The organism is Streptomyces sp. NPDC050548, from assembly GCF_044457385.1.
GTDB lineage: Bacteria > Actinomycetota > Actinomycetes > Streptomycetales > Streptomycetaceae > Streptomyces.
Genome location: NZ_JBITGV010000001.1, coordinates 752,829 through 773,468, shown reverse-complemented (window position 1 = coordinate 773,468; position 20,640 = coordinate 752,829). Strand labels below are relative to the sequence as shown.

The following is a 20,640-nucleotide window of genomic DNA, read 5'->3' as shown; positions in this document are numbered from 1 at the left end:
CTGGCAGACCCAGGAAAAACGCATCCCTGGGTAGGGTCCGCCGGGCGGCGCACGGTGGTGGACATCGCCGGGGAAGCCCCCGGCGGCCAACCCATCGAGGAGCACCTCATGTCGTACGAGAATCTGGCCGGCCGTACCGCCGTCGTCACCGGGGCCGCCAGTGGCATCGGGCAGGCGATCGCCGTTCAACTGGCCGCGAACGGGGCGCGGGTGGCGCTGCTGGCCCGGCGCGGGGAGCGGCTGGACGCGCTCGCCGGGAAGATCCGGGCCGAGGGGGGACAGGCCCTCGCCGTCGTCGCCGATGTCACCGACGACGCGGCTGTGGAGGCCGCCGCCGAGCGGGTGCATGAGACGTTCGGGGCCGTCGACCTGGTCGTCAACGCCGCCGGAGTCATGCTGCCGCACGCCGTCGACGACGGGCGGATCGACGAGTGGCGGCGGATGCTCGACACCAACGTGACCGGGGTGCTGCGTGTCATCCGCGCCTTCACCGGGGACCTGGTGGCAGCGGCGGGGGAGGGTCGTAGCGCGGACCTGGTCAACATCTCGTCCGTCGGCGCGCACATCACGTTCCCCGCCTACGCGGTGTACGGCGCGACCAAGGCCGCCGTCACCTATCTCTCCCAGTCGCTGCGCACCGAACTCGGGCCGCGTGACGTACGGGTCACCAACATCGAACCGGGCCTGACCGACACCGAGTTGGGGACCCACCTCGGCAGCGAGGAGATGACCCGCCAACTGGACGAGATGTTCGGCGCGTTGGGCGGACTGTCCGCCGAGGAGGTCGCCGATGTCGTGGCCTACGCGGCGAGCCGTGCCCGGCACGTCAACCTGCGGCAGATCATGGTGCTGCCCACCCGCCAGGCGTGACCGGGCGGTTCAGTCCTCCCACTCGCTGTCCTGGGAGGACCTGTGGCGCCGCCCGCCGAACAGCCCCGGGTTGATACGGGCGGCCTGGACGGCGTTGACGCCGACGATGCCGGCCCAGGCCACCAGCAGGCCGGGGAGGTGGGCGATGCCGCCGCCGATCGCGGACAGCGGGATCGCCAGCACCATCGAGACGATGCCGAAGCCGAAGCGCTCGCCCCAGGAGTCCGTGGGCTTCGGCCCGCCGCGTGAGCCGCGGGCGACCACCATCTGCTGCTCGGCCATCTGCCGGCGCACCCGGCGTTCCACCGCGCCGTCGATGCGCTGGTCGACCTTCTCCAGGAACGAGTCGACCAGCGCCGACTCGTACTCGTCGCCCAGCTCCCTGCGCGCCTGCAGGGTGGCGTTGAGTTCCTTCTTGAGTTCGGCGTCGTGCGAGTCCATTCCCGTCATGGGACTTACGTTAGGGAGCGGGCGCGCCCGCTGCACTGGGGATAGCCCCCCTGTTGGAATGGGGGCGGGCCCGGCGGATCAGGCCGGAGGAAAGCAGCGTCAGCTTTTCAACCCTGGTGAGCGGGGTCTGGTGCGTCCAGCTGCAAGGCGGAGGAGGGAGTCGACGCGGAGCGTCGGCGACCGACGACAACGCCGCAGATGGGCGTGCCAGACCCCGCGTCTCCGGCAGGATCCGCCGGGCCCGCCCCAAGGTTCACCGGGAGCACCCCGAGCGACTCCAGCACCCGGTGGTGGGCGTGCTCGACGCCTGTGATGCGGACCTCGATACCCCGGTCGCGCAGCTCGGCCACCGCCTCCTTCAGCGCCAGCGCGCCCGTCGCGTCGACCGCCGTCAGCCCTGAGAGTCGTAGGTCCACGGCCGTCACGTCCCGCACGTCCGCCAGGCTGCGGCGGAAGCGGTGGGCGGCGGCGAAGAGGAGGGGGCCGTCGAAGCGGTATGTCACCGTGCCGGAGGCGGTGTCGGGGAGTTCGGCCGGGGTCAGGCGCGTGCCGCGCATCGTCGCGCGCAGGGCGAGCAGCACCGAGACGGCCAGGCCGATCAGGACCGCGCGCACGAGGTCGAGGGCGAGGGTGCCGGCCGCGGTGAGGACCAGGACCAGGGCGTCGCCGTGCGTGGAGCGGGCCATCGCGCGGACCGCGTCCGTCTCCACCATGCGGACCGCCGTCGCCAGGAGCACTCCGGCCAGGGCGGACAGGGGGATACGGCCCACCAGCGGGGCCGCGACCGCGACGATCCCGGCGAGGATCACGGCGTGCGCGAGCGCGGCGAGGCGGGAGGTGGCGCCGGTGCGGACGTTGACCGCCGTGCGCGCGATCGCGCCGGTCGCCGGGACGCCGCCGAAGAGCGGGGCCGCGAGGTTGGCGATGCCCTGGCCGAAGAGTTCCTTGCCGGGGTCGTGGCGTTCGCCGGGGCGCATCGCGTCCGCGACGGAGGCGGACAGGAGGGATTCCAGGGCGGCCAGTGCCGCCACCGCCGCTGCGGGGAGGAGCAGGGTCGGGACTCGGGAGACGTCCAGGAACGCGAGGGAGGGCGCGGGGAGCGAGGACGGGAGGCTCCCCAGGCGGGTGACGTGCAGGTGCAGGGCCTCGGCCACGACCGTCGCCGTGCCAACTGCCGCCAGGGAGAAGGGAATTGTGGGCTTCCAGCGCGCCCCGGCCAGCATCAGCGCGGCCGAGCCGAGGGCGAGGAGGAGGGCCGCCCAGTGCGGGGTCGCGTCGAACTCCTCGGCCGCGCGGGCTGCCACCACCGCCACCTGGTCACCGGCCGGGGTGGGCACGCCCAGCGCGGAGGGCACCTGCTGGAGGCCGATCACGCACGCGATGCCGATGGTGAAACCGGCGATCACCGGCGCGGGGACGTACGCCATCGCCGTTCCCGCGCGGGCGAAGGCGAGCGCGAGGAGCATGACGCCGGAGATCAGCCCGACCGTGAGGACGCCGTTCGCGCCGTACTCGTGGACGATCGGGACGAGCACGACCGTCATCGCGCCGGTCGGGCCGCTGACCTGGCGCGCGGAGCCGCCGAAGAGCGCGGCGAGCGAGCCCGCGACGATCGCGGTGATCAGGCCGGAGGCCGCGCCGAGCCCGGACGTCACCCCGAAACCGAGGGCGAGCGGGAGCGCCACGACGGCGACCGTGAGGCCGCACAGCAGGTCACGGCGCGGGGCGCGGGTCATCGTACGGAAGTCGGCGGGGGAGGGCAGGACGGAGAGCACGCCGTTCATGGTCATGAGCTTCTTCGCGTCAGGAGCGTGTGGGGGAGGGGCTACGGCAGCAAGGTCACGACGCCCGTGTCGAGGTCGAAGCGCCCCGCCACGACATGCGCCGGAGCGAACGCGGGGTCGGCGCGGATCGCGTCCCTGACCCAGGCCGTGTGGGCGGTCATCGTGTGCTCGGCCCAGTCGCCGGGCAGTGCCCGGGTGCGGCGGGCGGCCGGGGCGATCTCGTCGACGAGGAGCGCGAGATGGCCGGGGACGGGGGCGCCGGTCTCCAGGTGGGCGAGGGTCGCCGCCACCGCCCCGCAGCGCTCGTGGCCGAGCACCAGCACCAGCGGGATGCGCAGTTCTTCCACGCCGTACTGGATGGACGCGAGCACCGCCTCGTCCAGGACCTCGCCCGCCGTCCTTATGCACAGCAGGTCGCCGAGGCCCTGGTCGAAGACCAGCTCGGGCGGCACCCGGGAGTCGATACAGCCGACGATCACCGCGAACGGGTGCTGCGCGGTGGCCAGTCGGTGGCGCAGCGGGCGGCTCTCGTCGGGGTGGCGGGAGTGGCCGGACGCGTAACGGCGGTTGCCGTCGAGGAGTTCGGCGAGGGCCGCGGGTGCGGTGGTCGGGCGGGGACGGGTGCCGACGGCGGCGGTGGCGGTCGTGGGGGCGGTGACCAGCGCGCCGACGGCGGTGGCCGTCAGAAAGGCCCTGCGGTTCGAGGCCATGCGGTTCCTCAGGTGGTGAGCGTGAACTCACCCTACGCATGCGATCGATTACCGAGAGTGCCGATTTAACGACACTTGACCGATCCCTCGTCAGATCATCGATCGGTCATCAATGGGCCATTACTTCGTGATGCCGTGCTGCTTCGCGTACGCGTTCGCCACGTCCTCCGGGTCCTTCTTGTCCTTGTCCACCTGGCGGTTCAGCTCGGTGAGCTGGGCCGTGGTGAGCAGATTGCCGAGGCTCGCGAGGGCCTTGCGGACCGTGGGGTCGGCCACCCGGTCGGCGATGAGCGGCACGATGTGCTGGCTCGGGATCAGGGTCTTGGGGTCGGTCAGGACGACCCAGTCGTTGGCCTTGATGTCGGTGTCGGTGGTGAACAGGTTCGCCACGTCCACATCGCCCTTCTTCAGCGCGCCCTTCACCAACGGCCCGTCGGAATCAAGGGACTTGAACTCCTTGAACTCCACGCCGTACACGTCCTTCAGTCCTACGACGCCCACCTGACGGGTCTTCACCTCGGCGGAGGCGCCCAGGGTCAGCTTGCCGTTGTGCTTCGCGAGGTCGGCCAGCGTGGCGAGGCCGTACTTCTTCGCGGTCTCGCGGGTGACGACGAAGCAGTCCGCGTCCTCGGCGATGCCGTAGGGCAGCACCTGGAGGCCGGAGGGGAGGGCGAGGGTGAGGGCGTTCTGCATCTCGCCCGCCTCCGCGACCTTGGACTTGGGCTGGAGGTAGGTGAGGAGGGAGCCCTGGTACTCGGGGAGGAGGTCGATGTCGCCGCTCTTGAGGGCGGGGAAGACGATCTCGCGGGTGCCGAGGTTGGGGCGGACCTTGACCTTCACGCCGGCCGCTTCGAGGGCGGCGGCGTAGAGGTAGCCGAGGACCTGGTTCTCGGTGAAGTTGGCGGTGCCGATGGTGACGCCGTTCTTGCTGGAGGCGCTGCCGCCGCCGGCGGAGCCCCCGCCGTCGAGCGAGGTGACACCGCTGGAGCAGGCGGACAGGACGGGGACGGCGACGGCTGTTCCGGCGAGGGCGCCGAGGAGGGCACGACGGTTCATTTCGGAGTTCCCGGTTTCCCTAGGCGGTGCGGTGGCGGAAGAGGAAGCGCTGGAGGGCGGACAGGCCCAGGTCCAGGACGATGGCGACGACGGCGACCAGCACCGCCCCGCCGAGCACCTGCACGAGGTCGCGCTGGGCGAGTCCGTCGAAGACGTAGCGGCCGAGGCCCCCGAAGGAGACGTAGGCGGCGATGGTGGCCGTGGCCACCACCTGGATGAGCGCGAGCCGCAGGCCGGTCATGATCAGGGGGAGCGCGAGCGGCAACTCGACCTGGAACAGGACCTGGTGGCCGCGCATGCCCTGCCCGCGTGCCGCGTCCTTCACGTCCGGGTCCACGGCGGTCATGCCGGCGTAGGTGTTCGTCACGATCGACGGGACCGCGAGGGCGACCAGCGCGATGTACACCGGCCACATCGACAGGCCGCTGGCCAGGAAGACCAGGACGACCAGGCCGACGGTCGGCAGCGCGCGGCCGAAGGAGGCCAGGTTGATCGCGAGGAACGCGCCCTTGCCGGTGTGCCCGATCAGCAGGCCCAGCGGGAGGCCGATCACGGCCGCGATGAGGGTCGCGAGCAGCGAGTACTGGAGGTGCTCGGCGAGGCGGTGCGCGATGCCGTCCGTGCCGGCCCACTGGGAACCGCTGGTCAGCCACTTGCCGAGGTTCTTGAAGAGTTCGTACATCAGGCTCGCCGCCTCGTCCACGGGGTGAGTACGTACTGGAGGCCGACCAGGGCCGCGTCCGCGACCACCGCGAGCAGCAGGGTGAGGACCACGCCCACGATCACCGGCGTCGGGAAGTCGCGCTGGAAGCCGTCGGTGAAGAGCTGGCCGAGGCCGCCGTCGCCGATGTAGGTCGCCACGGAGACGAGGGAGATCGACATGACCGTGGCGATGCGGACGCCCGCCATGATCACCGGGAGCGCGAGCGGGAGTTCGACGGTGAGGAGCGTGCGCAGGGGACGCGTGCCCATCGCCTTCGCGGCCTCCTTCGTCTTCGCGGGGACGGAGTCCAGACCCTCGACCGTGTTCCGCAGCAGCACGACCAGCGTGTAGACCGTCAGACCGATCACCGTGGTGGTGCGGGTCAGGCCGCTGATCGGGAGCAGGAGCACGAAGATCGCGATCGACGGGATCGTGAACAGCACGTTCGAGAGGCCGAGGAGGAAGCCCCGGAGCGGGCGGACCCGGTGGGCGACCACGGCCAGCGGGAGCGAGATCAGCAGGCCGAGGAAGACGGCGGTCATCGCGGCCTGGAGGTGCGAGAACGTGAGGCTGGTGAGGTCGTCGGTGTGGTCGCCTATCCACGACCAGTCGACGCTCATGCCGCCACCCGCGCATCGGCGTGCGCCTGGCCCGCGTGGGTGTGGATGTCGTCGCGGGAGGAGACGCCGGTGAGGACGCCGTCGGCGTCGACGCGGGCGATCAGGCCGGTGGGCGAGGCGACCGACTCGTCGAGCGCGGCCAGCAGGGAGTCGCCGTCGCGGAGCGGTCGTACGGGGATCTCGGCGCCCCCTGAGGATGTGGCCGCCCAGTGGAGCGGCTTGCGGGCCTCGTCGAGGACGAGCGTCCAGGTGCCGCCCTCGGGGGCCGGGCCCTGCGGGACGTCGGCGAGGGTCTTCAGCGAGAGCAGCTTGAGGCCGCGCTCGGCGCCGAGGAAGTCGGCCACGAAGTCGTCGGCCGGGCGGGCGAGGAGTTCGGCGGGGGCCGCGCACTGGACGAGGTGGCCGCCGGTGCGGAAGACCGCGATGCGGTCGCCGAGCCGTACGGCCTCGTCGATGTCGTGCGTGACGAAGACGATGGTCTTGTTCAACTCCTTCTGCAGGCGCAGGAGTTCGTCCTGGAGCTGGGTGCGGACCACCGGGTCGACGGCGCCGAAGGGCTCGTCCATCAGGAGTACCGGCGGGTCGGCGGCGAGTGCGCGGGCCACGCCGACGCGCTGCTGCTGGCCGCCGGAGAGCTGGTGCGGGTACCGCTTGCCGGCGTCGGCGGCGAGGCCGACGGTCTCCAGGAGTTCGGCGGCGCGGGCGCGCGCCTTCTTCCGGCCGTGGCCCAGCAGGAGCGGCACGGTGGCGATGTTGTCGAGGACCGTGCGGTGCGGGAAGAGCCCCGACTGCTGGATGACGTACCCGATGGAGCGGCGCAGTTCGGCCGCGTCCTGCTGGGTGACGTCCTTGCCGCCGACCTTGATGACGCCCGAGGTCGGGTCGATCATCCGGTTGATCATCCGAAGGGTGGTCGTCTTGCCGCAACCGGAGGAACCGACCAGTACGGTGACCCCGCCTTCCGGCATCTCCAGGGAGAGGTCGTGAACTGCTGTCGTGCCGTTGGGGAAGCGCTTGTGGACCGCGTCGAACTGGATCATGAGTTGTCCCTTGCCCGGCTGTATAACGTCATGCAGAGTTCTCGGTGTCTGAATAGTTTGTCAATGTCTCCGCGTTAATCCGAGGTAACGGATGCTCGGCAGGCAAGATCGAGTGTCCTGATTGAGGGGAGTTTGTGACCTTATGTCGTCTCGGATCGTGGACACCGCCGATGTGATGGTGTCCGGGAGCTCCGATCTCGTCGTCCTCGACGGGGTCGGCTTCGGGGTCGCCGATGTCGTCCGGCTCGCCGACGGGGACGCCCGGCCGGTCCCCGGCACCGACGCGATGAAGCGCGCGACCGAGTCCTGGGACGCGGCCCGCCAGATCGCCGCGACCGGCCGCGTCTACGGCCGCTCGACCGGCGTCGGCGCCAACCGGAACGAGGACGTGCCCACGGAGGCGGCGGCCGAGCACGGGTTGCGCCTGCTCCGCAGCCACGCCGGCGCGATCGGCGACGAACTCCCGGCCCGCGAGGTCCGCGCCATGCTCGCCGTCCGCGCCAACCAGCTGCTCGCGGGCGGCGCGGGCCTGCGCCCGACGGTCGTCACCGCGCTGTGCGAGGCCCTGGAGAGCGGGGTGCATCCGGTCGTCAACGAGTTCGGCTCGGTGGGGACGGGGGACATCGCGGCGCTGGCCCAGGTGGGTCTCGCGCTGGTGGGGGAGCGGCCCTGGAGAGGCGGAGAAAACGGTCTTTCCGGCGTTCCCGAACCCCAACCCCTCGACAACAACGACGCGTTGGCGCTCATCAGCAGCAACGCCCTCACCCTCGGGCAGTCCGCGCTCGCGCTGCACGAGCTGCGCGGACTCATCGGGGCCACGCAGGTCGTCGGGGCGCTGTCACTGCTCGCCGTGGACGGGTCGCACGAGCCGTTCGCCGCGCCCGTGCACGCTGCCCGGCCGCACCGGGGGTCGGTCGAAGTCGCGCGCCGGATGCGGGAGTTGATCGGTGCCGCCGACCGGCCCACCCCTCCGCTCGGGCGGATCCAGGACCCGTACGGCTTCCGGTGTCTGCCGCAGATCCACGGGCCCGCGCACGACGCGGCGGACGCGCTGGAAGAGGTGCTCGCGATCGAGATCAACGCCGCCGCCGAGAACCCCTTCATCTCCGCCGAGGACATGACCGCCTACCACCACGGCGGCTTCTACCAGGCCCAACTCGTCCTCGCCCTGGACCACTTCAGGCTCGCGCTCACCCAGGTGGCCCGGCTGTCGACGTCCCGGCTCTCCTCCCTCAACGAGCCCGCGTTCACCCGCCTCAAGCCCTTCCTCGCCGACAGCGAACCCGCCTCCTCCGGCGTGATGATCCTGGAGTACGCCGCCGCTGCCGCCCTCGGCGACCTGCGCGCGTTCTCGGCTCCCGCCTCGCTCGGGCACGCTGTACTCTCCCGGGGCGTCGAGGAACAGGCCAGCTTCGCCTCGCTCGCCGCCCGTCAGACACTGCGCGCCTGCCGCGCGTACCGTCTCGTCGTCGGCTGCGAACTCGTCGCCGCCGTAAGGGCGTTGCGCCAGCGCGACCTGCGGCCCGACCCGGGACTCCCGGTCGGCCGCGCGCTGGAACTCGCCGAGGCGGTGCTCGACGACGACCCGGCGGACCGGCCGCTCACGGATGATGTGACGGCGGCGGCCGGACTGCTGGACCGGTTCACCGAGATCTGGAGGGGGAACACGTGAGGACCGTGGATGGGAGCCTGGAAGAGACGGTGGACGCAAGCCTGGAGGGGACCTTGGACAGGAGTACGGGTGTGACCGACAGCCCGGCCGCACGGCTGCAGACGCTCTTCGAGGGGCACCGGCTCACGCCGACCCAGCGGCGCATCGCGCACAGCATGGTGCGCCGCGCCGCCGAGGTGCCGTTCCTGTCCAGCGTGGAACTCGCCGAACTCGCCGGGGTCAGCCAGCCCTCCGTGACCCGCTTCGCGGTCGCCCTCGGCTTCGACGGCTACCCGGCGCTGCGCAAACACCTCCGCGAGGTCGCGCCCGCCGAGTCGGCCCCGGACACGGCGTCGTACAACGAGTACCAGCAGGCCGTGGAGGCCGAGATCGAGAACCTCAAGCATCTCGCCGAGATACTGGCCGACCCCCGCCCGGTCGCCAAGGCGGGCCGCCTCCTCGCGGCCTCCCGCCCGCTGCCGGTGCTCGGGCTGCGCGCGGCGGCCTCCCAGGCGTACGGCTTCGCGTACTTCGCCGCCAAGGTCCATCCGGACGTACGGCTGCTCAACGAGGGCGGCACGATGATCCACGACCGGATCGACGCGGCCGTCCGGGCCGGAGCCACCGCCCTGCTGTGCTTCGCGCTGCCCCGGCATCCGCGCGAGGTCGTGGACACGCTGGCGTACGCGCGGGAGGCGGGCCTGACCGTCGTCACCGTCGCGGACTCGGCGTTCGCGCCGGTCGCCAAGGTGTCCGACCTGCTGATCCCGGCCGCCGTCGGCACCGGCCTCGCCTTCGACACGGCGTGCGCGCCGATGCTGCTGGGCCGGGTGCTCCTGGAGGCGATGTGCGACGACCTGCCGGACGCCCAGGCCCGGCTGGAGGAGTTCGACGCGCGGGCGGCGGCGCGGGGGCTGTTCGTGGAGTGACGGTGCGTCAAGTGCCGTGCATGCGTGGGTGGTTACGTGTCGAGGCCGCCCGGGGTGTGGTCGCCGGGCAGCCCCTTCCCGTCAGGTGACGCGGCGCAGGATCTTCTGTGCCGGCGGCAGCAGCGCCCAGCACAGGGACGCCCAGTGCGTGACCAGGGCGACGGGGATCGAGACGGCGAAGGTCACGATCGTCGCGTCCACCCAGGCCAGGGTCTCCGCGATCACCTCGTGCGGGGCGTCCGGGCGCAGCAGCCCGGACCTGCGCAGATCCGCGACGGTCAGTCTGAAGGACAGGCTGGTCAGGGCCTGGCCGGCCGCGTACACGATGAACTGGATCCGGAACGCGTCCGCCTCGCTGGTCAGCAGTTTCGTCGTGAACGGCGTGACGACGATCAGCAGCAGCCACAGCAGGTTCCAGCGGATCGCCCCGCCGGACAGACCGCTCACGTACCGGAAGACGCGCTGGTGCAGCATCCACTGCATGGCGATGGCGGCGAAGCTGACGAGGAACGCGAAGTACTCCGCCAGGTGCTCGCGCAGGAAGTGCTGCACGCCCGAGTCGCCGTGCGCTTCCGCGCCGGGGACCGGCAGTTCGAGGGCCAGCAGGGTGATGGCGATGGCCACCACCGCGTCCGAGAAGTAGATCAGCCGCTCCGGACTCGCCGGTGCGATCCGCTCGGCGGGCTCGGTCGGTTCGGCCGGTTCGGTCGTGGTGTCGTGCGTGCTCATGCGATCGCCTGTCCGGCCGCGGTGGCGGCCTTGGCCTTGGCTCGGGCGGCGTAGCGGCCGGAGAGGACGAACGGGACGACGAACGCCAGCACTTGGACGGTGACCAGCGGCGCGGTCGCGGAGTGGTCGTAGCCGACCACCAAGGCGCAGGCGAGCGCGCCGAGGGTGAAGGCGGCTGCCCATATCGACGTCAGGACCATGTTGACCCGGATGAACCGGGGCGCGTGCCAGAACTCCTGCGGCACCTCGGCCCGGGCGAAGGTCAGGGTGAAGGGGCGGCGCACGGCGAGCGAGGTCAGGGCCGTGGCGGCCAGGGTGGCGTTCGCCAGCGCGCAGATCCAGTTCCGCAGCCCCGACGACGGGTCCGCCAGCGCGACGACGGCCATGACCACGAAGAAGGCGCAGGTGGCGGCGCCCAGCAGGTCGACACTGCGGGCGCGGAGCTGCCCGGCGAGTAACCAGAGCGCGGCCAGTGCGGCGGCGCCCGTGCCCAGTCGCCAGTCGACCGGGCTCAGGGCCGCGTAACACAGCCAGGGTGCGAAACCGCGGACGTAGTTCACCGGTGTCTTCCTCCACGTGTCCAAGAGCCAAACCGGGGAGTCCAATGTTGGACGGTAGGATTATGACCGTCCAACTCTCGACCGTCCAGTCAGGATCCGTGAAACATCGGAAAGGTAGGGTGAGGCCATGAGCCTGCCCCACGCCCTCCTCGGGCTCCTCTCCGAACAGCCCGCCAGCGGCTACGACTTGCTCAAGCGGTTCGACGAGGGGCTGTCGGCGGTGTGGCCCGCGCAGAAGAGCCAGGTCTACAGCGAACTGGCCAAGCTCGACGAGAACGGTCTGATCGAGATCACCGGCACCGGCGCCCGCCAGCGCCGCGAGTACGGCATCACCGACGCCGGCCGCGCCGAACTGCGCCGCTGGCTCACCGAACCCGACCTCGACCTCGCCTTCCGCAGCGCCGCCCTGCTCCGCGTCTTCTTCCTGTGGACCCTCAACAGCGGTGAAGGCGCCGCCTACTTGGAGAAGTTCGCCGACCACAACCACGCGCGGCTCACCGCGTTGCAGGCCATCCACGACAACGCCAAGTGGGTGGGCGACCCCGTCCAGGTCTGCGGCTGGCTCATGCTCGAATACGGGCTGCGGGGTTCCGAGACCGCCGAGCAGTGGGCCCGCTGGGCCGCCGGAGAACTCACCGAGCGCCTGGACACGCCCTCCTGACCCGGGGCGAGGGCCCTGGCCGAGGCGAGGGCCCCTGACCCGGGGCGAGGGCGAAAAAGTCCGTTCTCAGACTCGTCTCACGTTCGCTCACTAGTCTCACGGCCCGACGGAACTGTGCCGGGACGACCAGGAGGCAGGACGTGGCACGCGGAGATCGCAGAGTCCAGGGGCTGGCCCGAGTGGCCGTCGTCGTACGGGCCGGAGCCGCCCCGCTGTGGTGGTTCGGGGTGCTGGCGGCGGGTGTCGGAGTGCTGCCGTCGGGCATCACCGGGCGCCGGATCGGGGTGCTGGCCGGGGCCGCCCTGTTCATCATCACGGCGGCCGTGGTGACTTACGCGCGCCGCAAGCGCTACACCGCCCTCGCCCGCGGCGCCGCCCGGGCCGGCAAGCACGATGTGCTCCAGGACCGCGCGGTGTCCGTACGCAACTGGCGCCGCGCGCACCGCTGGTGGATCGTGCTCGCCTTCGGGCTCGCGCTGGGCACCGCGTTCGCGGTGCCGGCGGCGGGCGGCATGCTGCTCGCCGGGGCCGGCACGGGGCTGCGGCTGAAGGCCGCCTGGCTGGGGCGCCGGGAACGGGCCGACGACGTCCTGCTGTGGATCCGCGTGGACTGGCTGGACAAGCGGGGCGGCGCCCCCGCCGGCAAGCCGGTCAAGGGCTACCGCTCCACCGGCATCGCCGCGGGCGACGCCACCCCGGGCGGGGCGCGTCGCCGCGGCGACGTGTACGCGTAGCCGGGACCTACACCTCCAGATCGGCCTCGATCCGCTTCAGCTGGTGGCGGGCCATCGCCAGGTTGCTGCGGTTGGCGTCCAGCACCAGGTACAGGAACAGCCCGTTGCCGCCGCGGCCCTTGATCAGCCGGATCAGGTGGTACTGGCTCGACAGGGTGATCAGGATGTCCTCGATGTCGCCCTTCAGGCCGAGGTGTTCCATGGTGCGCATCTTGGCGCGCACCACGTCGGTGTTGCCGGCGGCGGCGACGCCGAGGTCGAAGGTCTTGCTGCCGCCCATCGTGCCGAGCGCCATACCGCTGGTGTAGTCGACGAGCGCGACTCCGGTCGCGCCCTCGATGGAGGTCAGCGCCTCTTTGAGCGAGGTTTCGGTGTTGGCCATGACAGTGCTCCCTTGGGTCCGTTCAACTTTCCGTGGTGGTGCGCGCGTTGGTCGTTGCGGTGGTGCGTGGTGCGCGCGCCGTTCTCGTTCGTGCGGTGGTGGCTTTGGTGGGCGCCTTGACGGGCGCCGCGCCGGCCCGCTCCTCGGCCTCGGCCGTCGCCGCCGCCTCGGCGTCGACCAGTTCCCCGATCCGGGCCCCCGCGCGGCGGCCCTCCAGCAGCAGCCGGCCGACGTTCACGCGGTCCTGGGCGAGCACGGTCAGCACGGCGCCCCGGCCCGCCGCGTAGGTCGCGACATAGCCGTAGACCCCGCGCACGATCAGCTCGCGGAAGTCGCCCTGCCCGGTCGCGTCCGCCATCCGCATGGCCACGCCCAGCGCCGTCACGGTGAGCGCCGCGACCCGCTCCGGCTCGACGCCCGGGGTGTCCTGCGCCAGTACGAGACCGTCGACGCCCGCCGCGAGCGCCCCCGTCAGCTGCGGCACCCGGGCTCTCAACCGGCGCAGCTCGTCCAGGATTTCGGCCTCGGAGGCCATCGGCTCTCTCCTCTCGGCGCGTGCTCGCTGCCACTCAAAGGGCCTCCAGCGCATCCCTGAGCCTCTTCAGCAATGTGATGTCGGGGTCGGTGACGTCGGGCGGGGGCAGGACGGCGGGCGGTGCGGGCGGCCGGGGCGAGACGAGCCCCGCCGACACCAGCCGCCGGACGTCCAGCAGCGTGGGGTAGGCCCGCCGGCCCAGCAGCCGCGCGATCTCCGGCGCCGTCCGTACCCCGTCCACCCGCGCCAGTACGGCGGCCTGCCGGGGTGTGATCGGCGGGGCCGCGACGGATTCGGCCCGCATCAGCGGGGCGCCGTCCGTCGCCGCGTCCGGCCAGACGCGGTGCAGCAGTTCGCGGCGGCGCTGGGTCTCGCGCTCCAGTGCGGCCACCGGAACCGGCCGCACGGACCCCAGCGGATGCGTGACCCCGTACCGGAAACGCCCCGGGGTGCTGCTCGGCGCGAGCACGAAGTACGCCGCGTCGTACAACGCCCCGAGCTGGCACAACTCCAGCGCGCCCGGGCCGATCAGGCCGCCGTCGAGCAGCAGCCGGGTGGTGGCGTGCCGGTCGTCGGCCGCGCCCGCGGCGGCCTCCCAGGCCTCGGCGCGCAGGGTGCCGTGCGCGGTGAGGAGCAGGTCGAGACCGGGCGCGGATGGACTCTCGGCGTGCACCACATGGCCCGCGACGAGATGCAGACTGCCGCGCTCGCGGACGAGGACACCGGTGGCCTCCTCGGCCGCGAGCCGGGTCAGCATCGGCGACACCCCGCCCCAGGCCCGGTCGATGGCGGCGGTCTTGTCCCGCACCGGCAGCCGCGGCGGCGGGGTGGTCGGCGTGGTCCTGAGCGCGGTCATCCCAGCACCAGCCGTCCCGCCATCTCGCCGAGCCGGATCCGGGCCAGTGCGAGATTGCCCTCCGCGCGGGCCAGCCACAGGTGCAGGAACACACTGCTGTCGAACGACGTCCGCACGAACCGCAGCACGTGGTAGCTGTCCCGGTTGCTGACGATCAGGTCCTCCAGCGGAGGGTCGTCGGCCTCCTCCCCTTCCTGTGCGTCGGACGCGAACGCCCGGTGCTCGGCCGCCAGCCGTGCCAGCTCCGCGGCCTCGGCCGCGCTGGCCTCCTGGTCACCCCCGGGCGACTCTCCCACGACGCCCAGGGCCAGCCCGCTGGTCCAGTCGACCAGCGCGGCGCCCCGGGCACCGGGCAGTCGCATGGCCTCCAGTAAGCACTCGTCGATTCCGGGCACCGTGGCTCCCCTCCCGCCTGCGGTTCGGCTGAGTGACGACGAAGCTACGCACCGTGTGGCCGGAGGGTGAGGGATCTGGCATTTTCCGGTGGAACATGCCCGGAGTGACTAAGGTGGGTCAACTGACCCCGTTTCCCCACCAGTTCAACCGCATGTTCACGGGGGTGAGTCAACGGCGCCCGGGTGCGCGCAGGGTGGTGAGCGCTGCGGCGTGCGCCCCTCCGGATTCGGCCACGATCTCCGCCACCGTCTGCGGCTTCCGCACGGTCGCGAACTCCACACCCCCCGAATCGTCCGGGACGAAGCCGTAAATGCCCGGCCTGGCAAGGGAGTTGTAGGCGTAGTGGGCCGCGAAGTAGTACGCCCCGGTGTCCAGCGCCGCCGCATGATCGCCCTGCTCCAGCAACGGCAACGCCTGCCCCTCGGCGAGCAGATCACCCGCGAAACAGGCCGGACCGGCGACGTCCTGCACCACCACGGGCCCCGACTTGGGCCGCCCCTTCCCGTCGTAGGCGGCGATCCGCAGCGGCCACGACTGCGGCGCGTACACCGTCCGCGTCGCCACCTGCACCCCCGCGTGCGTGACCGCGATCGGCCGCCCGCCGGCACTCTTGGCGTACTCGACCCGGGCCACCACCGTCCCCTGCTTGGCCAGCAGCGACCGCCCGAACTCGGTCACCAGCCCGTACCGCCCGTCGAACAGCCCCGGCACCGCCTCCTTGAGCAGCCGCGCGTACTGCGCGTACGTCGGACTCGTCGCGTCCGAGCCGAAGTTGACGCCCAGCCCGCCGCCGATGTCGAGCGTGTCGATCTGCCGGCGCCCGAGCCGTGCGTTGATCTCCTCCGCCAGCGCGTACGTCTCCGCGACGCCCCGCGCCAGCAGTTCCAGCGGGATGCCCTGCGACCCGGTGTGCGCGTGCAGCCGGGTCAGCCACGGCCGCTCGGCGAACGCCCGCACCACCCACTCGCGCGCCCCCTCGTCCCGCAGCGCCACCCCGAACTTCGAGGTCGCCGTCGCCGTGGACAGCGCGGCGATCGACCCGCCGCCGATCTGCGGATTGACCCGGATCCCGAGCGGCGAACGACTCGCCGCCGACCGCATCAGCCCGTCGACGCGCTCCAGCTCCTGCGGATTGTCGACGTTCACCGCGATCCCCAGCGCCAGCGCCTCCCGCAGCTCCGCCGGCGTCTTCGCGGGCGCGTCGAGCACGGTCCGCTCCGGCCGTACGCCCGCCGCCCGCGTGAGGGCCAGCTCGCCGGGGCTCGCCACTTCCGCCCCGACGCCCTCCTCTCGCAGCAGTCGCAGCACCGGCACGAGGGGACTCGCCTTGACGGCGAACGCGTGCAGCACCGGTGTCCCGGGCGCCGTCACCTCGTCGAACGCGGCCCGCAGCGCCGCCGCCGACTCCTGGATGCCGGTCACGTCCAGCAGCGCGACGATGGGGGAGTCCGGCCCCAGCAGCCCCTGTTCGACGGCGGCCCGCACCGCCTGGTCCCGGCGCGCGGTCCGCTCGGTGCCGTCCGTGTGACCCTGGTGTACGTCGTTCACCGTGTCCCCCGTCGTGTCGTTGCCCGTGGTCGTCACATCCAGCCAAACACTCAGAGCCTGCCCACAGAGACGCCCCCATGTATTGACTAGTTCTATTCACGAAGCCAGGATGTGAATAGCTACAGTTAAAATCCGCTGAACGCAGTCCGCTAGGAGGCAGACCATGTCAGGACCCCGCCCCGTACGAGCACCGCGCGGTACGGAACTGAGCGCCCTGGGATGGCAGCAGGAAGCCGCCCTGCGGATGCTGCAGAACAACCTGGACCCCGAGGTCGCCGAACACCCCGACAAGCTCGTCGTCTACGGCGGCACCGGCAAGGCCGCCCGCGACTGGCGCTCCTTCGACGCCATGGTCCGCACCCTGCGCACCCTCAAGCAGGACGAGACGATGCTCGTCCAGTCCGGCCGCCCCGTCGGCGTGATGCAGACCCACGAGTGGGCGCCGCGCGTCCTCATCGCCAACTCCAACCTCGTCGGCGACTGGGCCAACTGGGAGGAGTTCCGCCGCCTTGAGGCCCTCGGCCTCACCATGTACGGCCAGATGACCGCCGGTTCCTGGATCTACATCGGCACCCAGGGCATCCTCCAGGGCACCTACGAGACCTTCGCCGCCGTCGCCGCGAAGAAGTTCAACGGCACCCTCGCCGGGACGATCACGTTGACGGCCGGCCTCGGTGGCATGGGCGGCGCCCAGCCCCTCGCCGTCACCATGAACGACGGCGTCGCGATCTGCATCGACGTCGACCCGCGCGCCATCGAGCGCCGCATCGAGCACCGGTATCTGGACGTCCGCGCCGACTCCCTCGCGCACGCCCTGCAGCTGGCGGTGGAGGCCCGCGACGCCCGCCGGCCTTTGTCGATCGGCCTGCTCGGCAACGCGGCCGAACTGCTCCCGCAGATGCTCGCCGAGGGCGCCCCCATCGACATCGTGACCGACCAGACCTCGGCCCACGACCCGCTCGCCTACCTGCCCCTGGGCATCGCCTTCGAGGACATGGCCGACGCCGCCGCGAAGGACCCGGCGGGCTTCACCGTCCGCGCCCGCGAGTCCATGGCCAAGCACGTCGAGGCGATGGTCGGCTTCATGGACGCCGGCGCCGAGGTCTTCGACTACGGCAACTCGATCCGCGGCGAGGCCCAACTCGCCGGGTACGAGCGGGCGTTCGCCTTCCCCGGCTTCGTCCCCGCCTACATCCGCCCCCTCTTCTCCGAGGGCAAGGGCCCCTTCCGCTGGGCCGCCCTGTCCGGCGAGGCCTCCGACATCCACAAGACGGACAAGGCGATCCTCGACCTCTTCCCGGAGAACGAGTCCCTCCACCGCTGGATCAAGCTGGCCGGTGAGCGCGTCCACTTCCAGGGCCTGCCCGCCCGCATCTGCTGGCTCGGCTACGGCGAGCGCGACAAGGCCGGCGAGCGCTTCAACGACATGGTGGCGAGCGGTGAGCTGGCGGCCCCGCTGGCCATCGGCCGCGACCACCTCGACTGCGGCTCCGTCGCCTCCCCCTACCGCGAGACCGAGGCCATGCTCGACGGCTCCGACGCGATCGCCGACTGGCCGCTGCTGAACGCGATGGTGAATGTCGCGTCCGGCGCCTCCTGGGTCTCCATCCACCACGGCGGCGGCGTCGGCATGGGCCGCTCCATCCACGCGGGCCAGGTCTCCGTCGCCGACGGCACGAAGCTCGCCGGCGAGAAGATCCGCCGGGTCCTCACCAACGACCCCGGCATGGGCGTCATCCGGCACGTCGACGCCGGGTACGACATCGCGGAACGGGTCGCGGACGAGCGGGGCGTGCGGGTGCCGATGCGCGAGGGTGGAGAGGCGTGACCTTCCAGAGCATGTGGGCGGAGTTGCTGCCGATCGGCCGTAACTCCGCCTCCGGCGGCTACCGCCGCTACGCCTGGACCGCCGCCGACGCCGAATGCCGGGCCTGGTTCGAGGAGCAGGCCAAGGCGCGCGGTCTGACCTACGAGCTCGACCGCAACGGCAACCAGTGGGCCTGGCTCGGTGACCCCGCTGCCGGGGACGCCGTCGTCACCGGGTCGCATCTTGACTCGGTGCCGGACGGTGGGGCCTTCGACGGGCCCCTCGGTGTCGTGTCGTCCTTCGCCGCGCTCGATGAACTGCGGGGCAGGGGCGCGGAGTTCACCAGGCCGCTGGCCATCGTCAACTTCGGGGACGAGGAAGGTGCCCGCTTCGGGCTCGCCTGCGTCGGGTCACGCCTCACCTCCGGCGCACTGACCGTCGAGCAGGCGCACCGGCTGACCGACGGCGACGGGGTCACGCTGCCGCAGGCCATGGCGGCGGCCGGTTACGACGCCGACGCCATCGGTCCCGACCCCGAACGGCTCGCCCGTATCGGCGCGTTCGTCGAACTCCACGTCGAACAGGGCCGCGCGCTGGACCTGTCCGGCGACCGGGTCGGCATCGCCAGCGCCATCTGGCCGCACGGCAGGTGGCGGTTCGACTTCCGGGGCGAGGCCAACCACGCCGGTACGACGAGGCTGGTGGACCGACGGGACCCCATGCTGTCGTATGCCGAGACCGTGCTCGCCGCCCGTCGCGAGGCCCAACTCGCCGGTGCCGTCGCGACGTTCGGGAAGATCGCCGTCGAGCCGAACGGCGTCAACGCCATCCCCTCCCTGGTGCGTGGCTGGCTCGACTCCCGCGCCGCCGACCAGGACACCCTGGACACGGTGGTCACCGGCGTCGAGAAGGCGGCCCGCGAGTACGCGGAGGCGCACGGCGTCGACCTCGACGTCGTCCGGGAGTCCTTCACTCCCGTCGTCGAGTTCGACCACGCCCTGCGTGACGAACTCGCCCGCGTGCTCGGCAAGGACACCGACCTCAGGGTCCCGGTCCTGGGCACCGGTGCCGGACACGACGCCGGAATCCTCTCCGGGAGCATCCCGACCGCCATGCTGTTCGTGCGCAACCCCACGGGCGTCTCGCACTCCCCGGCCGAGTTCGCGGCCGAGGACGACTGCGTGGCCGGGGTGACCGCACTCGCCGACGTACTGGAAGGGCTGGCCTGCAGGTGACGCACCCCACCACGCACCCCACCACGCACCCCACCGCTACGCGGACGTACTGGCTGGAACACGCCTGGCTCGACACCAACGTCGAGCCAGGCGTCGCCCTGGAGGTGAGCGACGGACGGATCACCGCCGTCCGTACCGGGGTCGACAGCCCGCCTCCCGGCGCCGAGATCCTGCGCGGACTCACCCTCCCCGGGCTCGCCGACGCTCACAGCCACGCCTTCCACCGCGCCCTGCGCGGCACCGTCCAGGTCGGCTCCGGGACCTTCTGGACCTGGCGCGAGGTCATGTACTCCTTCGCCGATCAGCTGACCCCGGACACGTACCACGCGCTGGCCCGCGCGGTGTACGCCGAGATGGCGCTGGCCGGGATCACGGCGGTCGGCGAGTTCCACTACGTGCACCACGCCCACGGCGGCACCCCGTACGCCGACCCCAACGCCATGGGCGAGGCGCTCATCGCCGCCGCCTCCGAAGCCGGTGTCCGCATCACCCTCCTCGACACCGCCTACCTCTCCTCCGGCTTCGGACAGCCCCCCAACCGCCACCAGCTCCGCTTCTCCGACGGAAGCGCGGACGCCTGGGCGGAACGCTGTTCACTTCTCAAGGAACGGGATCACGCGCGGATCGGTGCCGCCATCCACTCCGTACGGGCCGTGCCCGCACGGGAGTTGGCGACCGTGGCCCGCTGGGCCGAGGAGCGGCGGGCCCCGCTCCATGTGCATCTCTCCGAGCAGATCGCCGAGAACGACGCCTGCCGCGCCGCCCACGACCGCACGCCGACCCAACTCCTCGCCGACCACGGCGTGTTGGGTCCGCGCACCACCGGCGTCCACAACACGCACCTCACGGACGAGGACATCGCGCTGCTGGGGCGCTCGGGCACCGGCACCTGCATGTGTCCGACGACCGAACGCGACCTCGCCGACGGCATCGGCCCCGCCGTGGCCCTCCAGCGAGCCGGCTCGCCGCTCTCCCTCGGCTCCGACAGTCACGCCGTCATCGACCTGCTCGAAGAGGCCCGCGCGATGGAGCTGAACGAGCGCCTGCGCACCCGCACCCGGGGGCACTGGACCGCGGCGGCCCTGCTCCGCGCGGCCTCCGCCGACGGCCACGCGGCCCTCGGCTGGGACGAGGCGGGCAGCCTCACGGCAGGCGCCCTCGCCGACTTCACGACGATCGCGCTCGACTCGGTCAGGACAGCGGGGCCGGTGCCCAGGCTCGGCGCCGAGACGGCCGTATTCGCGGCGACGGCAGCGGACGTACGGCACACCGTCGTGGGCGGGCGGCACGTCGTGCGCGACGGGGCGCACGCGCTCGTACCGGATGTGCCGCAAGCGCTCGCGCAGGCCGTCGAAGCCCTGCGCGACTGACCACCACCCACGAG

The 20,640-nt window shown here is 72.0% G+C and carries 22 protein-coding genes; 8 read left to right on the top strand and 14 right to left on the bottom strand.

The window, feature by feature from the left end; all coding sequences use genetic code 11:
- Positions 1–108 precede the first annotated feature (108 nt).
- Positions 109–870, top strand: a complete 762-nt coding sequence (locus ACIBJH_RS03625; protein WP_399115179.1) for an SDR family oxidoreductase — start codon at positions 109–111, stop codon at positions 868–870.
- A 9-nt stretch (positions 871–879) separates the two neighbouring features.
- Here the strand turns inward: ACIBJH_RS03625 and ACIBJH_RS03620 are convergent, their stop codons facing one another.
- The 7 genes from ACIBJH_RS03620 to ACIBJH_RS03590 form a co-directional block, all read right to left on the bottom strand.
- A complete protein-coding gene (locus tag ACIBJH_RS03620; RefSeq protein WP_399115594.1) occupies positions 880–1,311 on the bottom strand; it encodes a hypothetical protein in 432 nt (143 codons plus the stop codon).
- 116 nt (positions 1,312–1,427) lie between these two features.
- A complete protein-coding gene (locus ACIBJH_RS03615; protein WP_399115178.1) occupies positions 1,428–3,110 on the bottom strand; it encodes a SulP family inorganic anion transporter in 1,683 nt (560 codons plus the stop codon).
- Positions 3,111–3,145: 35 nt separating this feature from the next.
- The gene (locus ACIBJH_RS03610; RefSeq protein WP_399115177.1) at positions 3,146–3,814 is read right to left on the bottom strand and encodes a carbonic anhydrase; all 669 of its coding nucleotides are present in this window, start codon (positions 3,812–3,814) and stop codon (positions 3,146–3,148) included.
- A 120-nt stretch (positions 3,815–3,934) separates the two neighbouring features.
- The gene (locus ACIBJH_RS03605) at positions 3,935–4,870 is read right to left on the bottom strand and encodes an ABC transporter substrate-binding protein (RefSeq protein ID WP_399115176.1); all 936 of its coding nucleotides are present in this window, start codon (positions 4,868–4,870) and stop codon (positions 3,935–3,937) included.
- A 19-nt stretch (positions 4,871–4,889) separates the two neighbouring features.
- Positions 4,890–5,552 carry an ABC transporter permease gene (locus ACIBJH_RS03600; protein WP_399115593.1) on the bottom strand — a complete coding sequence of 221 codons (663 nt, stop codon included), beginning with the start codon at positions 5,550–5,552 and terminating at the stop codon, positions 4,890–4,892.
- Positions 5,552–6,193, bottom strand: coding sequence for an ABC transporter permease (locus ACIBJH_RS03595; RefSeq protein WP_201054442.1), 642 nt, complete (start codon positions 6,191–6,193; stop codon positions 5,552–5,554). Before ACIBJH_RS03595 ends, ACIBJH_RS03600 begins: the two co-directional genes overlap by 1 nt.
- Entirely contained in the window at positions 6,190–7,233 is a 1,044-nt protein-coding gene (locus ACIBJH_RS03590) for an ABC transporter ATP-binding protein (protein ID WP_399115175.1), read from the bottom strand. Before ACIBJH_RS03590 ends, ACIBJH_RS03595 begins: the two co-directional genes overlap by 4 nt.
- Positions 7,234–7,375: 142 nt before the next feature.
- On the opposite strand from ACIBJH_RS03590, the gene ACIBJH_RS03585 reads away from it, so the two are divergent.
- Both ACIBJH_RS03585 and ACIBJH_RS03580 read left to right on the top strand, forming a co-directional pair.
- A complete protein-coding gene (locus ACIBJH_RS03585) occupies positions 7,376–8,905 on the top strand; it encodes an aromatic amino acid ammonia-lyase (protein WP_399115174.1) in 1,530 nt (509 codons plus the stop codon).
- 41 nt (positions 8,906–8,946) lie between these two features.
- Entirely contained in the window at positions 8,947–9,813 is an 867-nt protein-coding gene (locus ACIBJH_RS03580) for a MurR/RpiR family transcriptional regulator (protein WP_399115592.1), read from the top strand.
- 81 nt (positions 9,814–9,894) lie between these two features.
- On the opposite strand, the gene ACIBJH_RS03575 is transcribed toward ACIBJH_RS03580, so the two are convergent.
- Positions 9,895–10,542: a TMEM175 family protein gene (locus ACIBJH_RS03575; RefSeq protein ID WP_399115173.1), complete on the bottom strand. Its 648-nt coding sequence runs from the start codon at positions 10,540–10,542 to the stop codon at positions 9,895–9,897.
- Positions 10,539–11,102, bottom strand: a complete 564-nt coding sequence (locus ACIBJH_RS03570; protein ID WP_399115172.1) for a hypothetical protein — start codon at positions 11,100–11,102, stop codon at positions 10,539–10,541. The genes ACIBJH_RS03575 and ACIBJH_RS03570 overlap by 4 nt, the downstream gene beginning before the upstream one ends.
- A gap of 127 nt (positions 11,103–11,229) precedes the next feature.
- Here ACIBJH_RS03570 and ACIBJH_RS03565 point away from each other — a divergent pair, with 127 nt between their 5' ends.
- Both ACIBJH_RS03565 and ACIBJH_RS03560 read left to right on the top strand, forming a co-directional pair.
- The gene (locus tag ACIBJH_RS03565) at positions 11,230–11,763 is read left to right on the top strand and encodes a PadR family transcriptional regulator (RefSeq protein WP_359603406.1); all 534 of its coding nucleotides are present in this window, start codon (positions 11,230–11,232) and stop codon (positions 11,761–11,763) included.
- Between the two features lie 140 nt (positions 11,764–11,903).
- Entirely contained in the window at positions 11,904–12,497 is a 594-nt protein-coding gene (locus ACIBJH_RS03560; RefSeq protein ID WP_399115171.1) for a hypothetical protein, read from the top strand.
- A gap of 7 nt (positions 12,498–12,504) precedes the next feature.
- Here the strand turns inward: ACIBJH_RS03560 and ACIBJH_RS03555 are convergent, their stop codons facing one another.
- The 5 genes from ACIBJH_RS03555 to ACIBJH_RS03535 form a co-directional block, all read right to left on the bottom strand.
- On the bottom strand, positions 12,505–12,879 hold the full coding sequence (locus tag ACIBJH_RS03555) for a hypothetical protein (protein WP_200713690.1): 375 nt from the start codon (positions 12,877–12,879) through the stop codon (positions 12,505–12,507).
- Positions 12,880–12,901: 22 nt separating this feature from the next.
- Positions 12,902–13,414, bottom strand: coding sequence for a roadblock/LC7 domain-containing protein (locus ACIBJH_RS03550; RefSeq protein WP_399115170.1), 513 nt, complete (start codon positions 13,412–13,414; stop codon positions 12,902–12,904).
- A gap of 34 nt (positions 13,415–13,448) precedes the next feature.
- Positions 13,449–14,270, bottom strand: a complete 822-nt coding sequence (locus ACIBJH_RS03545; RefSeq protein ID WP_399115169.1) for a transcriptional regulator — start codon at positions 14,268–14,270, stop codon at positions 13,449–13,451.
- A complete protein-coding gene (locus tag ACIBJH_RS03540) occupies positions 14,267–14,665 on the bottom strand; it encodes a hypothetical protein (RefSeq protein ID WP_399115168.1) in 399 nt (132 codons plus the stop codon). Before ACIBJH_RS03540 ends, ACIBJH_RS03545 begins: the two co-directional genes overlap by 4 nt.
- A 169-nt stretch (positions 14,666–14,834) precedes the next feature.
- On the bottom strand, positions 14,835–16,214 hold the full coding sequence (locus ACIBJH_RS03535) for a diaminopimelate decarboxylase (RefSeq protein ID WP_399115167.1): 1,380 nt from the start codon (positions 16,212–16,214) through the stop codon (positions 14,835–14,837).
- A gap of 163 nt (positions 16,215–16,377) precedes the next feature.
- On the opposite strand from ACIBJH_RS03535, the gene hutU reads away from it, so the two are divergent.
- Genes hutU through ACIBJH_RS03520 form a run of 3 tightly spaced genes read left to right on the top strand, consistent with a single transcriptional unit; the run spans position 16,378 to position 20,626 of the window.
- The gene (gene hutU / locus ACIBJH_RS03530; protein ID WP_399115166.1) at positions 16,378–18,042 is read left to right on the top strand and encodes a urocanate hydratase; all 1,665 of its coding nucleotides are present in this window, start codon (positions 16,378–16,380) and stop codon (positions 18,040–18,042) included.
- Positions 18,039–19,256: an allantoate amidohydrolase gene (locus ACIBJH_RS03525; RefSeq protein ID WP_399115165.1), complete on the top strand. Its 1,218-nt coding sequence runs from the start codon at positions 18,039–18,041 to the stop codon at positions 19,254–19,256. Before hutU ends, ACIBJH_RS03525 begins: the two co-directional genes overlap by 4 nt.
- Positions 19,253–20,626, top strand: coding sequence for a formimidoylglutamate deiminase (locus ACIBJH_RS03520; protein WP_399115164.1), 1,374 nt, complete (start codon positions 19,253–19,255; stop codon positions 20,624–20,626). The genes ACIBJH_RS03525 and ACIBJH_RS03520 overlap by 4 nt, the downstream gene beginning before the upstream one ends.
- Positions 20,627–20,640: the final 14 nt, after the last annotated feature.